Annotated in this window: 12 protein-coding genes; 1 reads left to right on the forward strand and 11 read right to left on the reverse strand. The window is 47.4% G+C overall.

From position 1 onward, the window contains the following. Positions 1-2: 2 nt before the first annotated feature. The 5 genes from lpdA to MHB72_RS13705 all read right to left on the reverse strand — a co-directional run bounded on the left by lpdA (position 3) and on the right by MHB72_RS13705 (position 6,760). On the reverse strand, positions 3-1,424 hold the full coding sequence (gene lpdA, locus MHB72_RS13685) for a dihydrolipoyl dehydrogenase (protein ID WP_145624024.1): 1,422 nt from the start codon (positions 1,422-1,424) through the stop codon (positions 3-5). After that, positions 1,414-2,520: a butyrate kinase gene (buk, locus tag MHB72_RS13690; RefSeq protein ID WP_216920094.1), complete on the reverse strand. Its 1,107-nt coding sequence runs from the start codon at positions 2,518-2,520 to the stop codon at positions 1,414-1,416. Before buk ends, lpdA begins: the two co-directional genes overlap by 11 nt. A 38-nt stretch (positions 2,521-2,558) precedes the next feature. Continuing rightward, positions 2,559-3,653: a branched-chain amino acid dehydrogenase gene (gene bcd / locus MHB72_RS13695; RefSeq protein WP_020452118.1), complete on the reverse strand. Its 1,095-nt coding sequence runs from the start codon at positions 3,651-3,653 to the stop codon at positions 2,559-2,561. Between the two features lie 3 nt (positions 3,654-3,656). Continuing rightward, positions 3,657-4,568, reverse strand: a complete 912-nt coding sequence (yqiS, locus tag MHB72_RS13700; RefSeq protein ID WP_023855157.1) for a phosphate butyryltransferase — start codon at positions 4,566-4,568, stop codon at positions 3,657-3,659. 125 nt (positions 4,569-4,693) lie between these two features. Beyond that, positions 4,694-6,760 carry a sigma-54-dependent Fis family transcriptional regulator gene (locus tag MHB72_RS13705; RefSeq protein WP_340904123.1) on the reverse strand — a complete coding sequence of 689 codons (2,067 nt, stop codon included), beginning with the start codon at positions 6,758-6,760 and terminating at the stop codon, positions 4,694-4,696. A 153-nt stretch (positions 6,761-6,913) separates the two neighbouring features. Between MHB72_RS13705 and MHB72_RS13710 the strand changes: the two genes are divergently transcribed. Continuing rightward, on the forward strand, positions 6,914-7,168 hold the full coding sequence (locus tag MHB72_RS13710; protein WP_020452121.1) for a DUF2627 domain-containing protein: 255 nt from the start codon (positions 6,914-6,916) through the stop codon (positions 7,166-7,168). A 110-nt stretch (positions 7,169-7,278) separates the two neighbouring features. Here MHB72_RS13710 and MHB72_RS13715 read toward each other — a convergent pair whose 3' ends face one another. From MHB72_RS13715 to spo0A, 6 genes are all read right to left on the reverse strand, one after another. Beyond that, positions 7,279-8,004 carry a glycerophosphodiester phosphodiesterase gene (locus MHB72_RS13715; protein ID WP_216920092.1) on the reverse strand — a complete coding sequence of 242 codons (726 nt, stop codon included), beginning with the start codon at positions 8,002-8,004 and terminating at the stop codon, positions 7,279-7,281. Between the two features lie 134 nt (positions 8,005-8,138). After that, a complete protein-coding gene (locus tag MHB72_RS13720; RefSeq protein WP_020452123.1) occupies positions 8,139-8,759 on the reverse strand; it encodes an N-acetylmuramoyl-L-alanine amidase family protein in 621 nt (206 codons plus the stop codon). A gap of 35 nt (positions 8,760-8,794) precedes the next feature. Next, complete coding sequence (locus MHB72_RS13725) at positions 8,795-9,100, reverse strand: membrane lipoprotein lipid attachment site-containing protein (RefSeq protein WP_020452124.1); 306 nt, start codon at positions 9,098-9,100, stop codon at positions 8,795-8,797. A gap of 499 nt (positions 9,101-9,599) precedes the next feature. After that, the gene (locus MHB72_RS13730; RefSeq protein ID WP_023855161.1) at positions 9,600-10,169 is read right to left on the reverse strand and encodes a serine O-acetyltransferase; all 570 of its coding nucleotides are present in this window, start codon (positions 10,167-10,169) and stop codon (positions 9,600-9,602) included. Between the two features lie 116 nt (positions 10,170-10,285). Next, positions 10,286-10,582 carry an antimicrobial peptide LCI gene (locus MHB72_RS13735; protein ID WP_020452126.1) on the reverse strand — a complete coding sequence of 99 codons (297 nt, stop codon included), beginning with the start codon at positions 10,580-10,582 and terminating at the stop codon, positions 10,286-10,288. A 340-nt stretch (positions 10,583-10,922) separates the two neighbouring features. Next, the gene (gene spo0A, locus MHB72_RS13740) at positions 10,923-11,723 is read right to left on the reverse strand and encodes a sporulation transcription factor Spo0A (protein ID WP_003183361.1); all 801 of its coding nucleotides are present in this window, start codon (positions 11,721-11,723) and stop codon (positions 10,923-10,925) included. Positions 11,724-11,839: the final 116 nt, after the last annotated feature.

Consider the following 11,839-nt stretch of genomic DNA (forward strand, 5'->3'; position numbering starts at 1 on the left):
TTCTAAAAATGAATCGCCTTTCCATCTACGGCAAGGGCGGCTTCTCCGATCGCCTCCGACAGCGTCGGATGCGGATGGATCGTTTGTCCGACTTCCCACGGGGTGGCGTCAAGCACCTTTGCCAGACCGGCTTCAGATATCATGTCTGTCACATGCGGGCCGATCATGTGAACGCCCAAAATATCATCTGATTCGCGATCGGCGACGATTTTGACAAAGCCGTCCGTCTCACCGTACACGAGCGCTTTGCCAATCGCCTGAAACGGAAATTTGCCTACTTTGACGCTTTTGCCCTGTGCCTTCGCCTCATCCTCTGTCAAGCCGACCGATGCGGCTTCAGGACTTGAATAGATGCATTTTGAGACAAGCGAATAGTCGATGGCGTGCGGATTCTCGCCAGCAATATGCTCAACAGCCGTAATCCCTTCATGGGAAGCAGCATGTGCAAGCTGAAGGCCGCCGATCACATCTCCGATCGCATAGATGTGGGATTCTTTTGTCTGGTACATGCTGTTTGTCGCGATAAAGCCGTTTTCGACTTGGATATCTGTGTTTTCCAGACCGATCCCTTCAACATTTGCCTGCCTTCCGACAGATACGAGCATTTTCTCAGCGGAATAGGTCTGTTTTTCTCCGTCTTTTTCCGCTTGAATGCTGACCGTATCGCCTTTCGCCAATGTGTCGGGCAGCACTTTCGCTCCCGTGATGATGGTGATGCCTTTTTTCGCCAGCTGCGTCTGCATTTCTTTAGAAATATCGGCATCTTCAGTCGGCAAAATCCGGTCTGCATACTCAATGACGGTCACGTCAACACCGAAATCGCACAGCATGGAAGCCCACTCGATTCCGATGACACCTCCTCCGACAATCAGCATGGAAGCCGGAAGCTGCTCAAGTTCAAGCGCTTCGTCGGATGACAGCACGTTTTCCCCGTCAAGCTCAAGCCCTGGCAGCGACCTGGGCCTTGAGCCTGTGGCGATGATGACGTTTTTCGGTATGAGCATCTCATTCTCATCCCCGTTTGCCATCTCAACGGAAACCGTCCCCGGCATCGGGGAAAAAATCGACGGCCCGAGAATCCGTCCGATTCCTTCGTAAACATCAATCTTTCCTTTTTTCATCAAGTGTTTGACACCGTTGTGCAGCTGGTCAATTATTTTTTGTTTTCTGCTTTGAACTTGAGAAAACCGCAGGCCGACTTCAGAAATGACCACTCCGAATTCGTCCGCCTTTTTTGCTGTCCTGTAAACTTCCGCGCTTCTTAGGAGCGCTTTCGACGGGATGCAGCCTTTATGAAGGCACGTGCCGCCGAGTTTCCGCTTTTCAACGACGGCTGTTTTCAGCCCCAGCTGCGAAGCTCTGATGGCAGCCACATAGCCGCCTGTGCCCCCTCCAAGAATCACGAGATCGTATTCAGTTGCCATGACTTTCCCTCCTCTGGTTCGGATACTGTTTCGCCTCTTCTTCGCCGTTCAATACGCGAAATGCACCTTCAGCCAATGCTTGAAGCTCATTTTCTCCCGGAAAGACGACGACATCCGAAATCCAGTCTATGTATTGTCTGATCGAGGTAACAAACGATTTTCCGTACGCCAGTCCGCCTGTCAAAATAATGACATCGACTTCGCCTTTTAAGACGGCGCTGGCCGCCCCGATTTCTTTGGCGATTTGATAAGCCATCGCTTCATAGATGAGCGCAGCCTTATGATCGCCTTCCTTGATCATTTTCTCAACTTTAACCGCATCCGTCGTGCCGAGATAGCCGGCGAGGCCTCCGCCGCCGACTAGCATTTTCATCAGCTCGCCTTTCGTATACTTGCCGGAGAAGGCCATTTCGATCAGATCACCCGCAGGAATGGTTCCGGCCCGCTCCGGACTGAGCGGACCTTCTCCGTGGAGGCCGTTGTTGACATCGATCACCCGACCGTGGCAATGAACGCCGGTCGTAATGCCGCCTCCCATGTGGGTGATGATCATTTTCATATCTTCATACCGCTTTCCAAACTGCCAGGCCGCTTTCCTCGCGACAGCTTTTTGGTTGAGCGCGTGAAAAATACTGCGCCTTTCAATGGCCGGCGTGCCGGAAATTTTTGCGATAGGGGCCATTTCATCCACAACAACGGGGTCGACGATAAAAGCGGGAATATTTAATCCGTCGGCAATCTCCCTGGCGATGATACCCCCGAGATTTGATGCATGCTGCCCCGCATATCCGTTCTTCAAATCGGTGATCATCGCATCGTTGACTTCGTAAGTGCCGCCTTCAATCGGTCTGAGCAGCCCTCCCCGGGCGCAAACGGCATCCAATTTAGAAATATTGATTCCCTGTTCATGCAGGGTTTCGAGTATCGCCTGTTTTCTGAACGAATATTGATCAATAATGGTTTGGTATTGCTGTAACTCAGCCTCGTCATGACGGATTGATTTTTCGAAAATCGAACGGTCATCATGAAAAACGCCGATCTTTGTAGATGTTGATCCCGGATTGATGACGAGAATACGTTTTTCCTGTACCTGCATTGATATAAAACCTCCAATAGCGAATAGGGGTTATGATCTTAACGCCTGCTTAAAATGTGATGGCCGTTTTGCAAAAATTGACTTCTCGATTGGCGCATGCGCTCAATACGCTCTTCAGCCAGGCGGTCTGCGGCCAAGTATGTCGGAATGCGGTCGCGTTTTGAAATTTCAAGGACGCGTTCAATATTTCCGTAGATGCCTTCGACTTTTTTCAGCGCGCGCTCTGAATTATAGCCGTAAAGCTCGTCAGCGACATTGATGACGCCGCCGGCATTGATGACATAGTCAGGGGCATAAACGATACCCATGTCGTGGATTTGATCCCCGTGGCGCGTTTCTTTCAGCTGATTGTTGGCTGCCCCGGCAATCACTTTGGCTTTCAGCTGCGGAATCGTATCATCGTTGATTGTCGCTCCCAGAGCACACGGTGCATATATATCGCACTCCTGTGAATAAATATCATCCGGATCGACGGCACGGGCGCCGAATTCGGCGACTGCGCGTTCGACCGCTTCTTTATTGATGTCGGTCACGATCAGTTTCGCGCCTTCTTCGTGGAGATGACGGCACAGATTGTATGCCACGTTTCCGACCCCTTGGACAGCAACGGTTTTTCCTTCAAGCGAATCTGTCCCGAAGGCCTCTTTTGCCGCAGCCTTCATCCCTTTATATACCCCGTAAGCCGTTACCGGGGAAGGATTGCCAGATGAACCGAAAGCAGGCGAAATGCCTGTAACAAAATCAGTTTCGTCATGAATGATGTCCATATCTTCAACGGTTGTACCGACGTCTTCCGCGGTGATGTATCTGCCGTTCAGCCCTTGAATGTAACGGCCGAAAGCGCGGAACATTTCTTCGTTTTTATCTTTGCGCGGATCGCCGATAATAACGGTTTTGCCTCCTCCGAGGTTCAGTCCGGCCGCCGCGTTTTTATAGGTCATTCCCCGCGCAAGGCGCAGCGCATCTTCAATTGCGGCTTCTTCACTTTCATATGTCCACATTCTCGTGCCGCCGAGAGCCGGCCCGAGCGTCGTATCATGAATCGCGATGATCGCTTTTAATCCGGACTGTTTATCTTGGCAAAATACCAATTGCTCATAGTCATACTGTTCCATATATCGAAATAGTTCCATTTTTTATTCCTCCTCTTGTCGTGCTTCAGACGTACACAGCGCCAAAGCAATCGAATACAGCTTGTTTTCTGCGGAATCGGCCCTGCTTGTCAAGGCGATGGGCGCTTTTGCCCCTGCCAAAATGGCTCCCACTTTCGCACCCGCAAAATGAATCAATGATTTGTAAAGGACATTGCCTGTTTCAATTGAAGGAACAAGCAGGATGTCAGCCTCGCCCGCAACGATTCCGGAAATGTTTTTATGCCGGGCGGCAAGCGGTGAGATCGCGTTATCCAACGCAAGAGGCCCGTCAACGATGCAATTTTTGATTTGGCCCCGATGATTCATCTGCGTCAAGGCAGCTGCATTTAATGTCGCTTCCATTGCGGGATTCACCGTTTCCACCGCGGCGAGGCAAGCGGCTTTCGGCATTTGCACGCCGACCGCTCTCGCCACGCCGACTGCGTTTTCTAAAATTTGTTTCAGCTCATCAAGCTTGGGGCTGATATTCATTGCCGCATCTGTTACATAAATCAGCCTCTCAAACCCGCTGACTTCAAAAGCTGCTACATGTGACAGCACATGCGAGGAACGGAGCCCGTACTCTTTATTCAAAACGGCTTTTAATAGCACGGCTGTCGGGACATTCCCCTTCATGAGAACATCAGCATTTCCGCTTTTGACAGCTTGAACGGCAATTCTCGCCGAATCCGCCGGCGATTCCGAATGAATGATATCCACGTGCCGTTTTGAAATGTTCTGTTCTGTCATCATATGCCTGATCTTTTCTCTGTGCCCAATCAGCAAGAACCGGGCAAATTGTTTGTCGACCGCAAGTTTGACTGCTTGCAGCACTTCGTCATCTTCTGCATGTGCGACGGCGACCGTTTTATTGTCAAGCTCCGCCGCTTTTTGCAATAATTGTTTCAGCTTCATAGTACCCACCTTTCTTAGCAAACATCCGCCCACTATATCATGCAAGTTTCGTGCCAGTATAAAAAAGCGGTTCGGTACTGTGATCCTGTTTTACAGTTTGCATGATTTTGCACTCATTTTGCAATTTATCGCATGCTATCTTTTGCAAGATTGTATTTATCCATTTTGTAATAGAGATTGCGGATACTGATTCCAAGCGCTTTCGCCGTTTTCGTTCTGTTGTATTGATGCTTTTCAAGCGTTTCTTTTATGACATGAGCTTCAAACCGTTCAACCGCATCAGACAGCTTTTCCTCTTCAATCTCAGGGAAAGCTGCTCCGGCTTCCACCTTTTTTTTCGGACGGTCTGCTTCAGGCAGGTGTTCGAGATCAATCCATTCCATTTGCGGTTTTAAAAAGATCATCGCCCGCTCAAGGACATTTTCAAGCTCTCTGACATTCCCCGGCCACTTCCGTGCTTTTAACGATTTGAGTGCGTTTTTCGTGAGCCCCTTTACATTGCGTCCGTATTCTTGATTGATCTTCCCAATCAAATGCCTGCTCAAGGCTTCGATATCCTCTTTCCGCTGCCTGAGCGGCGGAATTGATATCGGATAGCGATTGATCCGGTAGTACAAGTCTTCGCGAAACCTGCCCTCAGCGAGCGCTTTTTCAATATTGACGTTTGTCGCTGCGATGACCCGGACGTTCACAGAAATCGGTTTGGTCCCGCCGACTCTGACAATTTCTTTTTCCTGAAGAACGCGGAGGAGCTTCGCTTGTGTGTTTTGCGTGAGCTCTCCGATTTCATCCAAGAAAATGCTGCCGTTGTTCGCCTCTTCAAAAAATCCTTTTTTGCCGCCGCGGCGCGCGCCTGAAAAAGCGCCTTCTTCATAGCCGAACAGCTCTGATTCAAGCAGTGATTCCGAAATGGCCGCACAATTGACGCGAACAAACTTATTATACTTTCGGTCACTTTCGTTATGTATGGCATGGGCAAAAAGCTCTTTCCCCGTTCCCGATTCGCCTCTCAGCAAAATCGTCGCAGGCGTCTTCGCCCCCAATTTCGCCTGTTCCAGCGCGACGAGCATCTGCTCGCTTGAACCGATGATATCGGCAAATGTATATTTCGCCTCGAGTGTACGGATAATCTGGCGCGCTCTGTTCAGCTCGTTTGTGAGCGATTGAATTTCAGATACATCGTGAATAACACCGACGCTCCCTTTTAAAATACCGTCAACAATAATCGGCGCGACATTGACGATCACTTCTTTTTTATTGGGGCCGACTTTCATTCTGACCCCTCTGACAGGGCGCCTCGTTTCAAGCACTTTCAAATGCATGCTTTCACCTTCGGATATGTCGGTATTGGCCGGCTTCCCGATCACCTGGTCTTTTGTCAGGCCCGTCATCTTTGTATACGCCCTGTTGATCATCATCCCGTTTCCGTTTTCATCAACGACCGATATCGCTTCATCCGAAGATTGAATGATCGCTTCAAGCATCGTTCTGACTTCCTTCAGGTTGGTCACCTCTTCAGCCAGCTCGACCGCATCGGTAATGTCCTTAAATATGCTAAGCGCCCCGAGCAGCGTCCCTCCGTCATCGATAATCGGAATTCTGGTCGTGACGATCTGCCTGTTCGGATGGAGAAATTGTTTTTGATGATACTCAGGCTCTCTCGTATTGAGAATGCGCGGCAGCTTCGTCGTCGGGATCACGCTTTGAATATGCTGGCCGATCGCTTCAGTGCGCTTTGTCCCGGTCATCACTTCCGCCATTTTGTTAAACAAAATGATCTCTTCGTTAATGTCGATAAAAATCATGCCGTCATTCATAGAGTTGAAAATACGGTCGTGTTTATACGTCTGCTCTTTTAACATTTGGATGAGCTGCTGCTTTTCGTTCATCAGCTGAGAGATGATATAAGCGAGCGATCCCGGCACCACGATCGTACTGTCGTGCTTTTTTCGCATCAGTTGCTTTAATACGCCGGCGTCTCCGGTCGTTTCAATGATGATATCGATCTGTTCTGTGATGTACGGCGCCCAATCGAGCGCCGTTTCGATATCGTTTTTTTGCGCGATGAAAAGCCCGGGAGCTTCCGGATTTTTATCGATGACCGCCTCGATATGCATCGTCTTTGTTTTCAGCAGCACATCCAAGAGAGCGGTCCCCCCTTTTCCAGCACCAACGATCAGTACTTTTTGCATCATCCCTTTACCCCTTTGTATGAAAAATTTTGCACACTATCACGTTCACTTGCAACAATTTGCACAACATCTATGTTATCATGTTTTCCTTTCTTGACAAACTTTTTTTTCAAATAGACAATAAAGGTAAATCTTTGGTAAGGGGATTCGTGTATGGGGAGAATGATCGCACTGCTCGTTTTGCTGATACCGGGAGGCCTGGCTGCTCTCGGAATTAAATTGATGCGCGACACTGTTTTCGGCGTTTTGATCAGCCCGTTTCAGATCCTTTGGCTTCAGGGGCTGGCGGGGTTCATATGCTTCGCAGGCGGCCTTTATTTATTAGGCGGATTTATTCTATACAGAGACAGAAAACGCAACCAAGTAAGCCCCCGCTTTAGAAAAAAGCAGAGCGGCCGCGAGGTGTGATCTCTGCGAACGGAAAGCAAAAAGCCGCAGATATTGTCTGCGGCTTTCAGATTGTTGACAAAATCCCAAAACGACTTTTAGTTTTGGGATTTTGTCATCCTTTCAGCGTGTCACATCTCGGCTTTTATTTTTAACGCTTTTTCGGGAAAATCGGTGAAGAAACCGTCAATTCCTTCAGCAATCAGCTTTTTCATCTCCTCTTCACGGTTGATGGTGAACGGCCGGACCGCTTTTTGTTTCAAATGGGCGTTTTTGATCATGTCAACCGACATTGAACGGCGATACGGATGAAATCCTGTAGCCGGAATCATTTCAATGTACTCCTCCGGCTTGTAGATGACATCCATGTAAAGCGCGGCCAACTCGATACTTGGATTCAATCTGCTGCATAACGCAAGGCTTTCATGATTAAATGATGAAAGAATGATCCGGTCTTGAAGGCCGTACGCTTCAATCATCGACATCACCTTTTCTTCCATCCCTTCATAACGGATAATGCTGTTTTTCAATTCCACATTGAGAAGAAATTCAGCATCTGCCGCCCACTCAAACACTTCTTCAAGGGTCGGTACCGGGACAGAGCCGGTTTTTTCTGAAAAACGGTGGCTTGCGTCTCCGCGCTTGATCTCCTTATATGTAAGATCCTTCACATATCCTTTCAGCGAAGTCGTCCTGTCAAGCTTTTCATCATGTATTACAACAAGACGTCCGTCTTTTGCCATTTGTACATCCAATTCGATGCCGTCTGCACCGATGGCCGCCGCCTGCTTAAACGCCGCCATTGTATTTTCGGGGAAAGTGCCTGAAGCTCCTCGGTGTGCAAATATTTTCGTCATTTCTGGTTCACCTCTACAAGAATTGCAAGTTTATATCCCATTATGAAGGTCTTACTGTTTTCTTTCCACACATAAGGCCTTTTTTAACATAAACATAACACAAGAACCCCGGTCTTATACCGGGGCCCCTATTGTTATTCGTAATAAGCTGTGACAGCGTCAGCAATCGCGTCTGCCGCTTTTTCCTGATATTCCGGACTTTCGAGTTTAGCTGCATCAGTTTTGTTCGTGATAAAGCCGAGTTCGACTAAAACACTCGGCATTTGAGAATTTTTGATGACATAAAACCCTGATTCTTTTACACCTCTGTCCCGAGTGCCAAGCGCATCCGGAAGGCGTTCTTGAATGTTAGACGCCAGGCGTTCGCTGTCAGCGGCTTGATAGGCAGAATCGAAGTATGTTTCTGTACCTGACGCTTCAGGGACGGCCGAGTTTGCATGAATGCTGATCAGCAAGTCCGAAGCGTGCTTGCTCGCTTTGGCCACCCGGTCTTCCAGCGTCAAAAACGTATCATCCGTTCTTGAGGCGACTGTGGCAGCTCCCTCTTCTTTCAGTTTTTCATCAACCAGCTTTGCCACTTCAAGATTGACATCTTTCTCAAGCAGCCCGTTCCCGACCGCACCGCTGTCTTCGCCCCCGTGACCTGCGTCAACATATACCGTCTTACCGGAAAGCGGCTCAGCTGCAAAAGCAGCTGGAAAAACCGCAATAAACGAAAACAGCAGCAAAACTAAACTCCTCATTAACAGTTTCACGATTAGTTCCTCCTACAATCCCTTTTTGCAAACGATCATTCTTTCTCTTTCATATCTTCAAGCTGTAATGTTCCGTCCTCTGTTTTCGTGTACTTCACTTCCACCTTTGTATCATCCTTGATCCCCTTATATTTATCCCGTTTTTCGGGAGGGACCTGAAACGTCGTTTCTTTACCGTCAATATTGACGGCGACGGTATGCTGATCCGCCAAACCGACAAAGGTGCCTTCTTTCACAAACGTTTCCCCGCCTGTTCCTTTTCGGCTCTCATTATGTTGCGTTGTCCCGCAGCCTGCCAATAGCAGCATAGCGAACAAAACAAGGATGACTCCTTTTTTCATGTCGACCACCTCGCCCGCTGAATTTTTTACACCCCGTACCTTATCTTTAATACCCGGCGGCTGTAAAGCAGGCCACTCCAGCAGATATTCGCCCGATTTACCCGTCCAACGCCCCAGGGATTTCCGAATTGTTAGAAGCCATCCGCTCAAAAACGTCTGTGAAAAACGGTCTACCCAAGGCGAAAAATGGTTGTCATCTGGAAGAAATCAGATCTATTTCATCATTTTTATTTTTTTGTATAAAAAAACGTCTTTTTTCATAAGAAAAAAGACGTTTCATGCGGCTTTCGCTTTATATGATTCAGTCTATGACGCCAATGCACCGGGCGTGAGACAAACTTTGAAAAATAGACGGATACACCGAAAGCTGGCTGTGTGCTATGTGGCTTTTATCAGAACTTGCAGGAATGCATTTTTTAAAGCCCGGCTGCTTCATGACAACATTTAGTCCTTCATAGCGGATGATTTAGCAGCGCTGCTCCTTCCGCAGTTCTCATGCTTATATTTGCTGCTGCAGAGCCTGCTTCCGGTCCATTGTTGACGGCGCCTCTTTAATTTTTTTGGCAGGCACACCGGCTATTGTAATGTTTTCCTCAGTGAAAGATTTGTTGACTACGGCGTTTGCGCCAATCGAAATGCCGTCGGCAATGTGAATGCTGCCAAAGAGCTTTGCTCCAGGCCCGATCCAGACATTGTCTCCGATTGTTGGAACATCGTGGTGAGCGTGATTTTGACCGATGTTAACTCCTTGATGAATGTCACAGTTTGCACCTATTTTTGCATTGCTGTTTACGATGAGCAATCCGTAATGGTTGATCCTCAACCCCGGACCGAAAACATTCACCGGGATGTCAAATCCGAGATTCAATCCTCTCTTTTTATGCAGATACCGGTAAACATGCTTGAACACCTTGGAGTTGGCATTTGAGTAATATTCATGTTTGCGCAAGGCTATCTGATACTTCCAAATATCATCGCCAAACCATTTAGGCCTTTTTCGACTTGAGATTCCTAACGCTTTCTTGTCTTGTTCGAGATAATAGCGAAGATCTGTTTTCGTAAAGATCATCATACCACCCGCTTATTTCATACTTTTAACTCGAGATTGGCTTTTTTCGAAAGGTTTTACATTCTCCGCCATCTATTTCCGTGAAAACAAAAAAAGGGGGAGCCCCCCTTTTTTGTTCATCCTTCGTAAAAACCAACCCAAGTGTTAAAAACATTACTGTAAAATTTCCCTTTGAAATACCATGTTCCATCGCTATCAGAAAATTTGTTACTGAAAACTCCTGAAGAAGATTTTACACATTTTGATGATTTGCTGCTTTTGAATGAGCTTGGCAAGTCACTTGGACAATTGATGTATTGAGCAGTCGGATGTGCAATCACCTCAGATGAATGCGGTGCAGCAAATACCGGCGCTGTAGAAATAAGTAAACCAACAGCCAGAGTCGTACCAGTTAATAATTTATTGACTTTCATTTTAAAACAACTCCTTTTCCATTTATTTCATTTCGATTTCATCATATAACAAACAGGCATGTCTAAAAAGTGCACAAATTACAATATTTTGGTATTTTTTGATAAGCTGTTAGGCTGACTTTACACAATACACACCGTGCTGAAACACAAACAGTACATTTAAGAGCAAAAAAACAGCCTCGTTTATAAAAACGAGACCTTCAAATACTGTATGAAACCCTTCGGATCGCAATTCATCGCAATAAGGCGAAAAATTCATCGGAATTACGATAAACTATTCGTTATAAAAAGGTCGGCAATTCAACGGTAAATCTTCGTCAAAACCGCGCCATGTCAACGTTTAAGAAGCCTTATGCTCCAGTCTCAGCTTGTCTGCGACCATCGCGATGAATTCTGAATTCGTCGGCTTGGCTTTTGACATGCTGACTGTGTAGCCGAAAAGTGACGAAATCGAGTCGATGTTGCCTCTGCTCCATGCGACTTCGATGGCGTGGCGAATCGCCCGTTCGACTCGGCTTGCAGTCGTGTTGAATTTTTTGGCGATATCCGGATAAAGCACTTTTGTAATGCTTCCGAGCAGTTCGATGTCGTTATACACCATGGAGATGGCTTCCCTTAAGTATAAATAGCCTTTTATATGAGCGGGCACGCCGATTTCGTGGATGATGGTCGTAATGCTGGCATCCAGGTTTTTCTTCGGCGATTCCGGCTGCGGCCGAAGCACACTGCTTTGAGAAGACGGGGCACGGTGTGTCAATTGAGATCCGTTTCCGCTGACCTGGCGGATATGGCCGACTAAGTTCTCCATGTCAAAAGGCTTCAAAATAAAATACGACGCGCCCAAATCTACAGCTTTTTTCGTCACGTCTTCCTGACCGAACGCCGTCAGCATAATGACATTCGGCTGCTTTTTAAGCTGCGATTCCCTCAGCCTTTCAAGAACGGCCAATCCGTCGAGGTGAGGCATGATAATATCCAGCACAAGCACATCGGGCTCCTTGTCTTTAAACAACGAAAGGCATTCCTGTCCGTTGTATGCGACACCAAGTACTTCCATGTCGCTTTGTCCCTCGATATATTCGCTTAATAGGCCGACAAGCTCCCTGTTATCATCAGCAACACATACTTTAATTTTCTCCACGTTTCTTCCTCCCCAATGTGTATGTTGATAAATTTCATCATTCTTTTTCTAATATGTTTAATTCGACAGCACCACTTTATTCCCTTTTTTTAAAAAGGATTTTTCCAATAATAGTG

Origin of the sequence: Bacillus sp. FSL K6-1284 (assembly GCF_038002625.1) — a bacterium.
Classification (GTDB): Bacteria; Bacillota; Bacilli; order Bacillales; family Bacillaceae; genus Bacillus; species Bacillus paralicheniformis.